We start from the raw sequence: 15,603 nt of genomic DNA on the forward strand, positions 1-15,603 counted from the left end.
GGAAAAGGGAAACAGAAAAAGGAGCTAATAAAAAAACCGCCAAAAAAGAATATCATATAAAGCATGATATCTCTTTTTTGTAGATAGCTCTTCATATATACACGTCTGTACATATGACAGTTCTGTTTCTATTCGAAAACAGCCCCAATTAATAAATGCAGAGAAATTTATTAATTTCGGCAACACTTCCTTTTTTCTAAATTCATCGACATCTCTGTGTCTCCTTTAGAATACTTATAAGCGTTGCAACCTCTATCTCACGTTTTGGGCGAGAGTGTTTGGTTTATAAAGTTGTTTGGTAACATTTGTTTTATAATAATTAAAATATTTTAGGAAATCAAGTGCTTTGTTAATATTTTGAAAATTAAGTCTTTTCGTGTAATGAAAGAATTATTTGAAAAATATAGATAGAATCGAATTTTACGTATACATTAGTGATATAGAGGGAGTGGAGGGAGAGAGGATGAAGAGGAAGAAACCGATTTATGTTCAAACAGAAATGCTAACATCAATGGATGAATTATGGAAGTATACGCAAGATCCGATGTTACATACAGAGTGGGATGCTCGCTTTACTGAAATATCATATTTAGAGAAACAAGATGATGAACCACAACGTTTTTTATACAAAACAAAAATCGGTTTTGGGCTTGAAATAGTTGGTGAAGGGGAATCGGTAGGGGAATTCCAAAAGGAAACAGGAGAAAGAATATCTTCGCTAAAATTTTGGACAGACAATAGACTTTCATTGATACAAATAGGAAGAGGCTATTGGAAATATACACCGAATGGAGAAAAGATTTGCTTTGAAACGCAGTATGATTATGAGACGAGATTTGGTGGTGTAGGGAGGATTATAGATTCATATGTATTTCGGCCGCTATTAGGATGGGCGACAGCATGGAGCTTTGATGCTTTAAAATTATGGTTAGAAAAAGGGTTGCATCCTCGCTTGTTAATAAGAAAATCGATTACGTATTGGCTTATTTGTTTTTTACTTTCTTTTGTATGGATGTATCAAGGGCTTATGCCAAAAGTATTATTTAATCACCCAGAAGAGGTACAGATGCTTTCTGTACTTATTGGTTCAAACGAAAATAGCATTCTTTCGCTTAAAATAATTGGCTTTTTAGAAATAGGATTCGGGATCATATGGTTGTTGCCGTTTCAAAAACAGAAGTTATTGCTGCTGCACATTATTATTTTAATTGGTCTAACCAAAGTAGCAGGATTCACAAATATTTTGAGTTTTATCCAACCATTTAACCCCATTGCCTTAAATTTTATATTAATTGGATTATCAATTATTGGGTATATGAACAGTAGTGATTTACCAAGAGCGAAAAATTGTAAGAGAAAAAGAAGGGGGTAAATGCGTGGCTAGCATCTATGAAGTATTATTAGGAGAATCTTATCTGCAGCTACACCCGAAATTACAAAAACGTTATGCAATTACGGAAAACAATAGTTTTATAGGTGAAGGGAAAATGGATGAAATTGATGAAGGATCGTTTCTTGTCAAAATGCTTTTAAGAGTTGCATCTAAGTTTCGCATGTTCTTTTCAGAAAGAGGAAAAGAAGTACCGTTTACAATACATAATATTGCTGAAGAGGATGCGAAAGGAAATGCTTTTGTAAGGTGGAATCGGATGTTTCGGTTTGATAACAAAAAACGTTATTTCAATGCCGTTATGTACCTGAATACAAAACAGAATGAAATTATTGATTACTTTGGTGAACCGTACTTGCTCGTATCAACACTTGCCTTTTATGTTGATGAAGAAGGAGCAATGCATATCTCATCAAAAAAACAATGGTTTTACATACTTGGGAAGAAAATACCACTACCCAAATTTTTATATGGAGAGGCGAAAGTTATAGAGAGCTATGATGATGTATTAAACTGTTACAAAATTCATGTTCAAGTACGAAATCCATTATTTGGCCCGCTTTTCTCATATAAGGGAACGTTTGTAGAAAGGGATCAGACTAGATGAAAAATATAATTCTTGGCCTTATTTGTTATATGGTTTTTATTATATTGGAATGGCCGAAACTAAATCCCGTTGAATGTATCATAGTGTTATCTGTTTTTTTATTTATACCAATGTCATTATGCATTGTTGATAAGGAAAAAAGAGATGGGTCACAGGTTTTATTTTATAAATTTGTATTGTTACTTTATCCGGTTGCTGCAATCAGTGCGATGCTTGCCTTTATAACAGATTATTTTTTATTTGCAATGATTTGGTTTATATATACAGGCATTATTGCATTATTCGGCGTAAGTAGGTTACTAGAAAGAGGATGGAAGCCTTTAGAAGAGACGGCAATTGATAGCGGATTTATTTATTTGTTTTTAGGTGGTTTTTGGTTCTTTGCCTCTGTAGCAAATATATCCATTATGCAGTTTAGTTCAGATATTGTTTTGCTTACAGCAGCTCACTTTCATTATTCAGCCTTTTTACTACCTTTATCTGTAGGTTTAATTGGGAGAAAGCAACAAAAGAAAAGTAAACTATATAAATTTATCACGGTTATTATTGTTATTTCACCGATGACAGTAGCGATTGGTATTACTTATTCAAGAACATTCGAGTTCTTTGCGGTATTAATTTATCTCATCTCACTTTATGCTTATGGTGTTTATGTATGGAAAACAAAATTCACTTCGATAATTGCAAAAATCCTTCTTATCATTTCATCGAGTACACTTATGATAACGATTTTATTTTCGTTAGTATACTCATATGGGAACTTTAAGCAAGTTATGACGATCACAATTACGCAAATGGTTTGGATTCATGGTGTTGTGAATGGAATTGGTGTAACATTGCCTGCTTTTATTGGCTGGATGATTGAAAAGAATGTGCCAGCTTACATTCATTATGGAAAACCGATGAGTCGTATCAAAGGGAAGATGAAAGTGGGGGAAACGCTTTTTTTGCAACAGGATTTCATAAAGAAGAAAGAGTATACAGGTCTTGTAGAGCAAATGAGTGATTTTCATAGTATGGGGTTTGATGAAAGAAAAGTATCTCCACTTATCATTGATTTTTATGAGCATACGAAAAATTATCAATTAAAAGCAAACATTAAGTGGTCTCGTTGGTTTCGGCCCTTTGCCTTTCTCTATGAAAAAATAAGTAGACATATACAGCAAATTCATTTAGGAATGGGAAATAGATGGGAAGCTATGTATGGTAATATCATTGCGGTAAAAGGTGAACGAGATGGTAGAGAAGATGTGAGGGCATGGATTCGAAAAAATGAGCAGGATGAAACGATCTTTGTAGCTCTTTATTCACAGCATACATATAGAGGAGATACATATATGAATATTGCTTTGCCGCTACCATTTTCTAATATGACGGGTATTTTAAAATTACGTAATGATAACAAAGATCTTATCATTACTAGTCAGTTAAGAGAGAGTACAGAAGGAGACGAAGGGATTTATTTACATACCCCTTTCTTTACGATTCGATTACCGTTAGCTGAGACTTTTACGATAAAAGAAAAAACTGATCAGATTTTGACAGCGCACCATCAAATGTGGGTGTTTGGTGTGAGGTTTTTAGAGATTGATTATGAGATTGAGAGAACGGAAGGGAGATGTCGTTGAAATTTTTTTTGATATATCTAAAAACTAAATTATTAGAAAAGAAAGAAAAAATAAATGTTATAATAAAAGGAAAAAGAAGGAAGATGTTTAGAGGAAGGGGATACATATGCAAGGAGAAATACAGACAAAAAATAAGGGGAGTTATGTAAGTAATTTATTGTTACCTGTTACAAAATCACGGCAGTTTACTTTCTTATGGATTGGTCAGCTGCTTTCTGTACTTGGAAGCTCGGTTACAATGGTAATTCTTCCAGTAGTAGTATATACATTAACAGGTTCAACGGTGGTTATGGGGATGACGATGGCTATGTATATGCTTCCGAATATTCTTGTTTTACCGTTTTCTGGGTTAATCGTTGATCGCATGAATCGAGTTAAATTAATGTTATTTACTGATATTGTTCGATGCATAGTGATGATAACACTTGCGACACTTATTTTTACAGACACTTTAACAATCAATATTCTATATGTATTAGTAGCAGTATATGGACTAATGGAAGGCCTGTTTCAACCGGCATATGCAGCAGTGCGAGCAAAGGTGTTTGTACCGGAAATTCGCAATGCAGCTAATGCATTAACACAAATGAGTAATCAAGGTGTCCGTTTAATAGGTCCAGCGCTTGGTGGTCTTATTGTTTCGGTTGCATCGGCTGGAATTGGATTTGGTTTAGATGCATTGACTTATTTGTTGTCTTTTATATGTTTATTATTTTTAAAAGATGTAACAGCTAAAAAAGTACAGAAATCAGCAAATCATAAAATAAATTTGAAAAAAGATTTCACGGAAGGAATTGTTGTCTTAAAAAGCCATCCATGGTTATGGATTACAATTTTAGCATTTTCATTTATTAATATTTGTTACGCGGGAATTATAGTTGTATTAATCCCTTGGTTATTTAATATACATCATCAGTTTGAACCGTTTGTTTATGGACTTGGAATGGCGTGTTCTGGAGCTGGGGCTGTTGTGGCAGCTCTTATTTTTGGCGGGAGACAGAGGTGGCATAAACGAGGATTGCTTGCCTATGGAGGTGTTCTCATTAGTGGGATGGCACTTTTACTAATGCCTTTTGTTTCTTGGGCACCAGGATTAATAGGGTTAATGGCATTAGAGGGGTTTGGAATTATGATTTTTGGCCTAATATGGGAAACGAGCTTGCAAGAACTCGTGCCAGAAGAAGCGTTCGGAAGGGTAGCAAGTCTTGATATGTTAGGGTCTTTTGCACTATTACCGTTAGGGTATTTAGTCGTTGGTTGGTTGGCGAATATAATTGGTGGTACTGTGACAATTATCATTCTAGCTATTGCAGCAATTGTCGTAGTAGCAATCGCGCTACTTGTTCCGAGCATTCGCAAGTTTGATTAATATAGGTTAACAAAAAACAGTAAGCCCTGTTAAACGGTAGAGCTCACTGTTCCTGAAATACAAATGTTTGCGTAAATTGTTTTTCTGCTTTTTCGGGGTGACCATTATAACTAAAATCTTTCTCTTCCCAGCTAATAACAATATCAAATGAATTGGCGTCTTCATATAATGGGAATTTCATTTTTGTAAAACTAGTTTGACTATATGACACGCTCATATCAGACTTGTTGAAAGGCTTGAAAGAGGCTTTTGATTTCGGGTTATTGTGACGTATTTCAACTGATACGTTAGATACGTCCTTACCGATATTCTTTACAAGCAAGCTGTATGAATGAAACATATCTGCTTTTGATGGTAATGCTTGAGGATCCTTAGCCTTATCAACTTCAATATACCACTGCTTAGATTTTGATGTAACAGGGAGTTCTGCAAAAGTAAAAGCGTTTGTTTGAAGTGGAACTGCAAAACATATGAAAGCAAGTAAGAATAATATTTTTCTTGTCATGTATGATTCTCCAATTCGCTATAGTTGATTGTTTTGATTTTGTTAGCATTTTCTAATTTTAAAGAAGTTATGCATGTATATTTGATTTAGCAGTTATAGAAAAGTGACGCGACACATATGCTGCACTGGGATAACCCGGGAATTGTCGTAGAAGTGATAAGAAAGCACTGGACGGGAAGGTAGAAAATTATCTTATTGTGTATATGCACGAGTTATAAAGCTAATCTTTCTTAGTTGATAGAAGGATTAGCTTTATTTTATATGTAATTCTACAGGAAGAAAATGAACTTTTTTCAAGTTGGTAGGTAATAAATAGATAGGATGAATATGGGGAGGTGAAAACGTGGAGGAAACATTACTAATTCAGCTGGCGAAGGAGGGGAATATAGTAAACCAACATGAAACGTATAGGGGTTATGACACAATTGTAGTTCAAGGAGAATTTATAGGTGCTAATGCTAAAAAATTTCAAGCAAAAATATTTCATTATTGGTTTGATCGAAATACAGGACTTGTTTTGAAATATGAAAATCGAAATGCACAAGGAGAGGTAGTGGGTTATTTAGAAACGGAGTCCTTTGTTGTAAATACACCAATTGCAGATAGAGAATTTGCGGTGGATATTCCTCTTGATTATCAGAGACAAAATATGAATTCTAAGTAGTAAGGAGGTTATGAATGAGTAAATTAAGAAATGTTTATAGGCGGGATTATTATTGTGATATTGATTTTTTTATTTTTTGCGAAAGTTGAGAAAAATAAAAAGAGAAGTTGGTAATTTATGTTATAATATTATAAAAGTTTCGGAGGGGAAAATGATGAAAGGAAAGAAAAAGGAGATACAAACAAACGATAAAGCGATTAGTTATACACATATAGAAATGGGTTCCAAAACGATTTGCTTTATGTTTTCAGGTTCCGGTTACAATTATGATAAACCCTTGTTTTATTATTCGACGATGGTAATGCTCCAAAATAAAATCGATGTTGTCCATATTCATTACGCCTATGATGAGCAAACAATGAAAAAAAATATTGAAGAAATAACCCAAATAATAATGGATGATATTAATCCTGTGATTTTAGATGCTTTAAAAAATGGGCAATACAACAATTCGATTTTTTTAGGAAAATCACTCGGAACAATTCCAATTGCGAATGACTTAATGAAGAGAGATGAATTCTTAAAGTCAAAAATGATTTTACTCACTCCTCTGATAAAGTCTGATTCGATTTTTGACTCAATCTTGAATAGTCATCATCAAGGGCTTTTAGTTATCGGGGATAAAGACCATCATTACAATTCAAATCAAATTGACCAATTAAGTAAATCAAATTTAAAGATTGATGTTGTCCAAAATGCAAACCATTCCTTAGATGTTGGAGAATTTGAAACAACAAATTCAATTTTAGCTTTATCAAGGGTAATGGAAAAACTCCAAGAAACCGTTAGGACAAATTAGTGATAAACTGATATTATCAAAAGTTCACCAATTTGGGTGCTAGTTCACTTGCTAAAATAACCATTTAAAAAAAGGTGCTAATTGCACCTCTTTTTAAATGGTTATTTTTAATTTTGTACTTCAAATCCGAACCCGTTAGGATTTTTCTACATAGTCTTTTGTTTTAAATTCTTTACAGGGTATGAAATGAAAATTTAATTGGTTACATTTTACAAATACTAAAATATAATATACAATCAACAATCATATTAACATTGTTAATATGATTGTTGATTGTATGAATTGCGAGGTGTCTTGAATGAAAGGAAGAGATGTTGTTTTAGGGTTATTGATGGAAAAAGAGTTGTCTGGCTATGACATAAAAATTGTATTTGAAGATGTGTTCACTCATTTTTTCGATGGAAGCTTTGGTATGATTTATCCAACTTTAAGGCAGTTAGAGAAGGAAGGGAAAATCAAAAAAGAGGTTATTATGCAAGAGGGAAAGCCAAATAAAAAAATGTACTTCATAACGGATGAAGGAAGAGAAGAGTTTTATCAATATATGAAGACTGATGTAGAGAAGGATGTGTTACGCTCGGACTTTTTAATGCGAATGTATTTTGGTAATTATGCTGATGGAGAGACAATGAAGAGATGGATTGAAGAAGAAATTGAAAGGAAAGAAGCATATATTGCAGATCTTCGCTTGAAATATGAGAAATGGAGAGAGGGTATAACATTTGTAGAGGAGATTTCGCTTGATGTTGGTATTGCATCGTATGCTGCGCAAGTTGAGATATTAAAGAAGAAATTAGTCCAACTTACACTGGAAGAAGATAGGGAAAACAAGGAATAAAAAGAAGTGCTAATTTATAAAGGGGGAGATTGCAATGGAGCAATCAAGGGGGCTTAAGATAGTGTTTTTGATGTGTTTAGGTATTTTTCTTTGTATGATTGATACCACCATTATGAACATCGCTTTACCAGCAATACAATCTAGTGTAAATACGTCATTAGAAAAAATGTCATGGATATTAAATGTGTATACAATGACAATTGCGGTGCTAGCAATCCCGTTAGGACGTATTGCTGATATTTTTGGAAAGGCTAAGATGTACATCATTGGTTTAATCGTTTTTGGTGGTGGTTCCGCACTTTGTGCATTTGCGAATACTGGAGATTTTCTTATCTTTTCTCGCTTTATTCAAAGTATAGGAGCCGCGATTTTATTTCCGACGAGTATGGTAATTGGAGTATCAGCAGTTCCGTTAGCTAAGAGGCATATTGCGCTTGGTATTTTAGGAGTAACACAAGGTTTATCAGCTGCGATTGGCCCTGTAATAGGCGGGATTATTACACAAAATTTAGGATGGAGATGGGTATTTTTTGTCAATATTCCGATTTGTGTAATTGGAGTTGTTTTATGCTTTGTTATGCTACAAATAAAAAATGAAGAACGTATTAAATCCAAAATAGATTGGATCGGATTAGTATTAAGTAGCTCTGCAATTTTCTTTTTCACCCTTGTATTAGTTAAGGGGAACACATGGGGTTGGCTGAGTAACGTAGCGTGGATTTGCTATATTACTAGTATTCTCTCTCTCTTGTTATTTATTTTAGTCCAAAGAAAAGTTTCAGCGCCTATGGTGAATTTGCAGCTATTTAAAGATCGAACCTTTGTTGGAGCATCTATTGTGGTCATATTAAGCAATCTATTTTTGGTTGGAGTAACTGTCTTACTTCCGACTTTTCTTACAAAAATACAATATCGAACAGAAATGGAAGCGGCTTTTTTAGTTACACCTATTTCAGCAATGATATTTATTGTTTCCCCACTATCTGCAACGCTAATTAAAAAGCTTGGGAAAGTTTTTATTATTTTATCGGGTTTCATAGTGATGAGCATAGCGTATTATTGGTTACAAATGATAGGAGTAGATTCAACAAGTGCAGATATTATTATTCCTTGTATGATATTAGGTGCTGGATATGGTTTAGTCGTAGGTCCCATTACGATTTTAAGTGCTTCTTCATTTGAAGGGGAATTACTAACCGCTTCCCAAAGCATTGTATCGATGTTGAGACAAGTAGGGATTGTATTAGCTGTTGCTATATTTGTATCAACTTTAACTCATAATCTATCTGTAAATAAAGACAATGTTTATCGTTATGCTGAAGAGGAAGTTCGTAATATTCATGTGGATCAGGTTGAGCAAGAAAAAATATTGCAAATAACAAAAGAAAAAATCCGAAATAAAAGTTTAGAATCAAATGCTGAAAAAAAACAAAGTGAAGACAATCTCGGCTTGAGCAAGGAACAAAAAGAGAAATTGATTCATGAAAAAGTGAATGAAGCTTTAAATGGAGTTCCGGTGGAATATAGAGAGGTAAAAAGAGAAGAAATTACAAAGCAAGTAACAAAAGGAGTGGAAGAAAAAGAAGAGCAAGTAAGGGGAGAGATTCTTGTGTTCTCAAATGATGTTAGCCACTATGCAGAGAAAACGATGGCAATAAGTTTTACAGATTTATATAAAGCGAGTGTACCGATTATTTTACTTTGTGGTTTAGTGAGTTTGGTATTTTATGAAGGGAAGTCCTGGGTTGGTAAAAGAAGAAAAGGATTAATGAGTAAAGGTTAGAAAGTAAGTTTAATTAGAGAAAAACATTCCACAGCTGCATTAGTGGAATGTTTTTCTGCTTTATATCAAGTAACTACTAACTTAAAGCTCTTTCGAAAATATGTTTTGAACCAATTCTGTAAAACTCTTTTCCTCCCTTGGTACGATTGATACGTCTTCATGCCAAATCTCAATAATTTTCCAGTTATTTGTTATATGAAACCCTATAGCATCGCCGGAAAAGTTATCACCAAATAGTAAAACATTTTTCAGTTCTGGATTGTCATCCGCATCATATATTTCATCTGCTTCAATAAGTCCCCCGTAGAACATAAAATAGGAATTGGAAACAGATCCATAGCCCACTTCCTTTAAGAAGGAAATATAATCTTGGGGTACACCGTTAAGCATGGATTCTTCCTCAATAATAGAATCAGTTAATGTACTAAAGTCATAATCAGTAGGTGCATCATGAATCTTTTTAATAATATCTTTGTATACCATTTGTAAACACTCCAAACGTTTTTTGTGCAATCCTATATATTTTAATTTATCATAATTTTAAATATATTTATTATTGAATTAAGACCATTATTAGCACAATACAAAATTTTTATCTGAATTAACTATATTTGGATGGGAAAGAAAAATCAATGGAGTTTCATTTTGAAAACATAGAAAAAAGATGAGGACTGCATTTTATAATTGAAGATAAGTTATGCGATTAGAATTTTAATGTTTTTTTTTGGGATAATACTAGGAGGTATACAATTTGTGTTTAAAAGGTGTCTTAATGATTAAGATGCTAGCTCGCAATTGGTATGAGTGGACGGTGATTACAAATAGAACATCAATTACATTATCTCATTTCGCATTTTGGATATTTCGGAATTATTATTGCTTTAGTTGGTGGAATTATCGGGTTGCCGATACCTGATGAAACGCTATTAACGTTTGTAGGATACTATGTATATAAAGGGGAAATGAAATTTCTGCTTGCGTTACTAAGTGCATGGATTGGATCGTCAATTGGTATTACTATTAGTTATTTGTTAGGAGTGAAACTTGGGATTCCGTTTTTAAAGAAATTTGGTCCGAAAATACATATTACAGAAAATAAAATAAATCGAACACAGATTTTGTTTCAGAAGATTGGTCCTGCCTTATTATTTATTGGCTATTTTATTCCTGGGGTTCGCCATGTTACTGCCTATTTAGCGGGTATTTCTCGTTTTCGATTTTGGACTTTTTGCCTTTATGCATATTCAGGAGCATTATTATGGAGTTTCACCTTTATCAAGTTAGGATTAGAACTGGGAGAAAAGTGGCGTCATGTAGTACACTATGCTCACCGTTATAGCCTCATTCTTTTAATTGTGCTAGTTATCCTTGTGGGTTTGATTTTTGTATATTTTCGCTTCAAAAAAGATAGAAACTAAGTTATCCCGTTATTCGTGAGCAGTAATACTCCCACTTCAAGATATTCTCAGTAATTTTTTGGCATTAAAACGAGTAATTGATTATGATACAAGCCTTATTACACAAGGAGCGCTGGAGATTTATTTGAAAAGTGGCATGTTTCATACGCACAGTAAGCGACTTGCAAAAAAATATGCAAAAAAATCGATACTATTACATCAAGAAATTAAAAGACAACTCCAAGATTGTGAAGTTAGCATTGACTATAAAAGGCCGATTTCTCTTGATACAAAGTTACATCTTGCCTTACCGCAAAATATAAATGCAACTGAGTTGATTCAACGTTTACATGCTGAACATGTACTATTGAGGCCTATTGATGAAAATTATTTATCAAATTTTTATAAAGAAAATATCATTAAAATAGATGCAAGAAATATAAATGCATCTATTATTTCAACCGGAATTCAAACTATAGTTCAAACAATATCTAGAATGAGCTAAGTAGTTGACTTGTGAATGACTCCTTCTTAACACTCTTATGAGTTGTTTGAAGAATGGGCTTCCTGCTTCATAGAGGGTTGCTGCTTGGGGTTCCCAAGCAGTCTTACATATTCTCCACAGGCGCCGTTTATACTGTTTGGACACAACCTTGCCCTTCAGTTTCAGTCTTCCGTCGTTCTCACATGTAATTGTTCTAATCCTTTTTGCAAAATGTTTAGACTCGCATTGTGATCCCGGTCTAATATCGTTCCACACTTTGTACAAATATGTGTCCGAATCGATAGGGATTTTTTTACGCGATTTCCACAGCTTGAACAATCTTGTGATGTGTATGCTGGATCTATTTTTACAAGTAGACCTCCAAATTTTTCGCACTTTTACAAAAGCATCTTGCGAAAAGCGCCCTAGCCCACATCAGAAATCGACTTTGACACTTTTCGATTCCGAACCATATTTCGGAAATCGAGATTCTCTATACAAATCACCGATAAATCTTTTCATATAAACACTTTACATAAGTTAAACTATCAAAATGAAAAAAAGAACCTTACAAAAATGTAATGTTTATGTCACAAAATAAGATAGTACATTGTGAGTAATCTTATTAAAATTGAATAGATTATGATTTGTAGGTGGAAACAATAAAAAAATATAATAAGAATTTATTAGAGTCCAAAGGTATATTTTGTTGAAATGTAGCGTGGACTCTATAGCAATAAAGGAGATTATGTAATGAATTTTAAAGACTTAGATTATGAATGGTTCAACTTTATAAATAGTAAGGTACAGCAATATCCACTGATAGATGATGTAATGATTATATTTGCAGAATATGTACAATATGCTTTCGTGTTACTACTCATCCTGTTATGGATAAAGAATAAACCTCAATTTCGTGTAATGGCTTTTCAATCGATTGTTGCGTTTACTTTAGCGTATTCCATCAATAGAATTATCGAGATATTTATTTATAGAGAGCGTCCTTTTGTCTCACATAACATCACAAAACTTGTAGATCATGCTGCCAATTCTTCTTTTCCAAGTGATCATGCAACATCAGCTGTTGTAATTGCAGCTACACTATTGCTATCTGCCTATCGTTTTAGATATACTTGGTTTTTCTTAGCACTTGGTGTAGCTTTTTCGAGAATATGGGTAGGAGTACATTATCCATTGGATGTAATTGCAGGATGTGTACATGGAATATTAATAGCATTATTTACGCAGTACGTTGTATTTAAAATACGACCTTTCGCTACATTAATTGCGAAACCTATTTTTCAGGGGAAAACTAGCTAAAAGAGTCGAGTCGGTGGAGTAAGTGCTAACGTGTGCATGAGAGAATAGTCAGCAATAGAAAAATAGTTACACGATTTTTAGTAAGTATATATTGAAAAATGTTCTATTGTGAAATCATGTAAATGAACCAATCATCGATATCATCGAGGGTTGGTTCATTTTATTATAGAGAATTTTACTCAATACTTTTTCTCATTCCTCAGAAAGGTTCTATATGCATCAAAATCTTCAAAGGGATAGAAAGCATTTGTAAAGAAATTATGTAATGTATATTATAATATTAAATTTAAACATTATAATTTTAAATGAATGTATCGTATACTGGGTTTAAAACTAAATGAAAATGTATATGAGAAATTGAAGGTGAGAAGTTTTGGATTGCATTCAAAAACTAACTAGTATTTATGGCTTAGGGCTTTGTTGCGGATTGTGGAGCAAAGAAGAAGTAATTCAATGGTGTGATAAAGTGATTGAAGTGAGTGACAGCCCGCCATATGAAATAATTGAGATATCCTTAATGTCTAAAGAAAAGATAGATGATATTGAAGGGAAGTTATTTGAGTTTAGTAGAATAGTTGATGAAGAGTATGCTGTGAAATTAACTCTTTCTGTAATTCATGAAAAGTTAGTACGAAATGAGCTGGTGATTGAAGAGTCAATTAAATCCACAACTAGACTTTTAGTCAACAGGGGTTTGTATTGGGAAGATGAATATCGTGATTTATATAGTGTTGATGATAGTTATGAATTAGCTAAAAATGGCGATCATTTTGATTTAGTTGAAGTTGTTAACATTTACATTGAAATGTTAGGGTTTTATGGTAAATATTTTAGTGAGTTTGAAAATTTGTATTTTAAAGTAATGAAGAATAAATGGGGTAGATAAAAGAATTGAAGATAAATTTAGTAACAAGAAGGCTTATTCGTAATCATATTAACAATGTGATGTGTAGAGTTTGCAAATAAATGAGGGAATCTTAGTTTAATAAATAAAAAATATTTGTGCTTAAGAAAAAACGGCCCTAAATCAAAGTATTTGGGCAGTTTTTTTGTTTTTCTCTTTTAGAACGAAAAGAACGGATGAAAATGTTATTGAATATGAAACATTAAACATAGTACATTTAAAAAAGGAAAATCTTTCATAAAGAAGGTGAGAAAATGCTTGATACAGCTGATGGTTCAATAAGGAATCATATGTATACAGTAGAAGAACAACAAAAGATATATAAACGAACATTAGTGATCGTAAGTATTTCACAAATGTTTGGTGGTGCGGGATTGGCTGCTGGAATTACGGTAGGCGCACTTCTTGCGCAGCAAATGCTTGGAACAGATGCATTCGCAGGATTGCCAGCAGCCATGTTTACAATGGGATCTGCAGGAGCAGCTTTAGTAGTAGGCAGGCTTTCTCAGCGTTATGGACGCCGGATCGGGCTTGCGACAGGATTTATGGTAGGAGGGCTTGGTGCTATTGGTGTTGTAATCGCAGCTTTAACAAATAGTATTATTCTTTTACTTGCTTCCTTACTCATATATGGTGCAGGCACAGCCACAAATTTACAAGCCCGTTATGCCGGTACGGATTTAGCAAATAAGAAGCAAAGGGCAACTGCTATTAGTATTACAATGGTTATGACGACTTTTGGTGCGGTAGCAGGACCCAATTTGGTAGGGGTAATGGGGAACTTTGCTCTTTCTATTGGTGTTCCTGAACTTGCTGGTCCGTTCATATTATCAGCAGCTGCATTTTTGTTAGCAGGTCTCGTACTTTTCGTTATGCTTCGTCCAGATCCATTAATAATAGCGAACAGGATAGAAACATATAAACAGGAACATACAAATAAAGGGCGTGCGATAACTGAGAAATCGATAGCAAATAAAAGGGGCGTTACAGTTGGAGCCATCGTTATGATACTTACTCAAGTTGTCATGGTTGCGATTATGACTATGACTCCCGTACATATGGAACAACATGGTCATGGATTAAATGAAGTGGGCCTTGTTATTGGATTTCATGTAGGAGCAATGTACCTTCCATCACTCGTTACAGGAATTCTTGTTGATAAGATTGGTCGAATGGCAATGAGTATTGCTTCCGGAGTTATACTACTTAGTGCGGGAGTGGTAGCTGCCATTGCACCAAGCGATTCTTTAATACTCCTGATTGTTGCCCTTTCTTTACTTGGATTAGGGTGGAATCTTGGTTTAATAAGTGGTACTGCTCAAATTGTTGATGCAACAGAACCTTTAACGCGTGCAAAGACACAAGGGAAAGTGGATGTTTTTATTGCATTGGCAGGAGCTTCTGGGGGAGCGATGTCAGGCATGGTGGTAGCGAATTCGAGTTATGCGGCATTATCATTAGCTGGAGGGGCTTTAGCCTTATTACTCATTCCTGTTGTGATATGGTCTAGAAAAGGTGAAGAACATGAAATAAAATAGAAGTCCTGAAAGTTTTGCAGATTGATTTGTACTGACAGAGAAAAAGAGATGGATAAATAGTTACTAAAAGAAATCAAAGAAGTTACTGCACAAAATGAATCTCATAAAATTGTAAGAGGTATATCTTCTTTTAATAGCTTAGTAGAGGATGAAGCCCTCCGCTGATAAAAGGTGTACTTTAGTAGAAGGCTTGTCTGCAATCATATTAGTAATGTGATGCAAAAACTAAGGGTTAAAGGAGTACACAAGCGGTTATTGAGCTTTTTCATATAGAAGAACTGAAATTATAATAGATGGGCCAACTTTGTAGAAAAAGTTGGCCATTTTTTCTATTCTTTTTCGCTTTATACGAATTACAGTATAGAAACAGAGGAGAT

Annotated in this window: 16 protein-coding genes, 1 pseudogene and 1 riboswitch; of the genes and pseudogenes, 14 read left to right on the plus strand and 3 right to left on the minus strand. The window is 33.9% G+C overall.

From position 1 onward, the window contains the following. Nucleotides 1-76: 76 nt before the first annotated feature. Nucleotides 77-263, minus strand: a riboswitch (Lysine riboswitch). Between the two features lie 200 nt (nucleotides 264-463). From JDS96_RS07620 to JDS96_RS07635, 4 genes are all read left to right on the plus strand, one after another. Next, nucleotides 464-1,372, plus strand: a complete 909-nt coding sequence (locus JDS96_RS07620; RefSeq protein ID WP_199666513.1) for a DoxX-like family protein — start codon at nucleotides 464-466, stop codon at nucleotides 1,370-1,372. Between the two features lie 4 nt (nucleotides 1,373-1,376). Then, a complete protein-coding gene (locus tag JDS96_RS07625) occupies nucleotides 1,377-1,997 on the plus strand; it encodes a DUF4166 domain-containing protein (RefSeq protein WP_199666514.1) in 621 nt (206 codons plus the stop codon). Beyond that, nucleotides 1,994-3,625, plus strand: coding sequence for a YndJ family protein (locus JDS96_RS07630; protein WP_199666515.1), 1,632 nt, complete (start codon nucleotides 1,994-1,996; stop codon nucleotides 3,623-3,625). Before JDS96_RS07625 ends, JDS96_RS07630 begins: the two co-directional genes overlap by 4 nt. 106 nt (nucleotides 3,626-3,731) lie before the next feature. Continuing rightward, nucleotides 3,732-4,994, plus strand: a complete 1,263-nt coding sequence (locus JDS96_RS07635) for an MFS transporter (RefSeq protein ID WP_199666516.1) — start codon at nucleotides 3,732-3,734, stop codon at nucleotides 4,992-4,994. Nucleotides 4,995-5,037: 43 nt separating this feature from the next. Here JDS96_RS07635 and JDS96_RS07640 read toward each other — a convergent pair whose 3' ends face one another. Continuing rightward, nucleotides 5,038-5,499 (minus strand): hypothetical protein, encoded by a 462-nt coding sequence (locus JDS96_RS07640; protein WP_199666517.1) that lies wholly within the window; start codon nucleotides 5,497-5,499, stop codon nucleotides 5,038-5,040. A 343-nt stretch (nucleotides 5,500-5,842) separates the two neighbouring features. Between JDS96_RS07640 and JDS96_RS07645 the strand changes: the two genes are divergently transcribed. The 4 genes from JDS96_RS07645 (at nucleotide 5,843) to JDS96_RS07660 (ending at nucleotide 9,583) form a co-directional block, all read left to right on the plus strand. Further along, nucleotides 5,843-6,163, plus strand: coding sequence for a hypothetical protein (locus JDS96_RS07645; RefSeq protein ID WP_199666518.1), 321 nt, complete (start codon nucleotides 5,843-5,845; stop codon nucleotides 6,161-6,163). 154 nt (nucleotides 6,164-6,317) lie between these two features. After that, nucleotides 6,318-6,962, plus strand: a complete 645-nt coding sequence (locus JDS96_RS07650; RefSeq protein ID WP_199666519.1) for an alpha/beta family hydrolase — start codon at nucleotides 6,318-6,320, stop codon at nucleotides 6,960-6,962. Nucleotides 6,963-7,260: 298 nt separating this feature from the next. Further along, nucleotides 7,261-7,800, plus strand: coding sequence for a PadR family transcriptional regulator (locus tag JDS96_RS07655; protein WP_018783272.1), 540 nt, complete (start codon nucleotides 7,261-7,263; stop codon nucleotides 7,798-7,800). A gap of 34 nt (nucleotides 7,801-7,834) precedes the next feature. Continuing rightward, nucleotides 7,835-9,583, plus strand: a complete 1,749-nt coding sequence (locus tag JDS96_RS07660) for an MFS transporter (RefSeq protein ID WP_199666520.1) — start codon at nucleotides 7,835-7,837, stop codon at nucleotides 9,581-9,583. An 81-nt stretch (nucleotides 9,584-9,664) separates the two neighbouring features. Here JDS96_RS07660 and JDS96_RS07665 read toward each other — a convergent pair whose 3' ends face one another. Further along, nucleotides 9,665-10,066, minus strand: a complete 402-nt coding sequence (locus JDS96_RS07665) for an SMI1/KNR4 family protein (protein WP_199666521.1) — start codon at nucleotides 10,064-10,066, stop codon at nucleotides 9,665-9,667. Nucleotides 10,067-10,334: 268 nt separating this feature from the next. Here JDS96_RS07665 and JDS96_RS31715 point away from each other — a divergent pair, with 268 nt between their 5' ends. The 3 genes from JDS96_RS31715 to JDS96_RS07675 all read left to right on the plus strand — a co-directional run bounded on the left by JDS96_RS31715 (nucleotide 10,335) and on the right by JDS96_RS07675 (nucleotide 11,485). Then, a complete protein-coding gene (locus tag JDS96_RS31715; RefSeq protein ID WP_206777025.1) occupies nucleotides 10,335-10,499 on the plus strand; it encodes a hypothetical protein in 165 nt (54 codons plus the stop codon). Then, on the plus strand, nucleotides 10,429-11,001 hold the full coding sequence (locus JDS96_RS07670; RefSeq protein WP_307838169.1) for a DedA family protein: 573 nt from the start codon (nucleotides 10,429-10,431) through the stop codon (nucleotides 10,999-11,001). The genes JDS96_RS31715 and JDS96_RS07670 overlap by 71 nt, the downstream gene beginning before the upstream one ends. 124 nt (nucleotides 11,002-11,125) lie before the next feature. Beyond that, on the plus strand, nucleotides 11,126-11,485 hold the full coding sequence (locus tag JDS96_RS07675) for a hypothetical protein (protein WP_240522714.1): 360 nt from the start codon (nucleotides 11,126-11,128) through the stop codon (nucleotides 11,483-11,485). Nucleotides 11,486-11,646: 161 nt separating this feature from the next. Here JDS96_RS07675 and JDS96_RS31720 read toward each other — a convergent pair. Continuing rightward, a pseudogene (locus tag JDS96_RS31720) lies at nucleotides 11,647-11,973 on the minus strand (RNA-guided endonuclease InsQ/TnpB family protein); the annotation flags it as partial. A 244-nt stretch (nucleotides 11,974-12,217) separates the two neighbouring features. On the opposite strand from JDS96_RS31720, the gene JDS96_RS07685 reads away from it, so the two are divergent. From JDS96_RS07685 to JDS96_RS07695, 3 genes are all read left to right on the plus strand, one after another. Then, complete coding sequence (locus JDS96_RS07685) at nucleotides 12,218-12,784, plus strand: undecaprenyl-diphosphatase (protein ID WP_098158774.1); 567 nt, start codon at nucleotides 12,218-12,220, stop codon at nucleotides 12,782-12,784. Nucleotides 12,785-13,157: 373 nt separating this feature from the next. Further along, entirely contained in the window at nucleotides 13,158-13,670 is a 513-nt protein-coding gene (locus JDS96_RS07690) for a hypothetical protein (protein WP_003206744.1), read from the plus strand. 272 nt (nucleotides 13,671-13,942) lie between these two features. Beyond that, nucleotides 13,943-15,226, plus strand: coding sequence for an MFS transporter (locus JDS96_RS07695; RefSeq protein ID WP_199666522.1), 1,284 nt, complete (start codon nucleotides 13,943-13,945; stop codon nucleotides 15,224-15,226). Nucleotides 15,227-15,603 lie beyond the last annotated feature (377 nt).

Source organism: Bacillus cereus group sp. N21 (assembly GCF_016483395.1).
Classification (GTDB): domain Bacteria; phylum Bacillota; class Bacilli; order Bacillales; family Bacillaceae_G; genus Bacillus_A; species Bacillus_A pseudomycoides.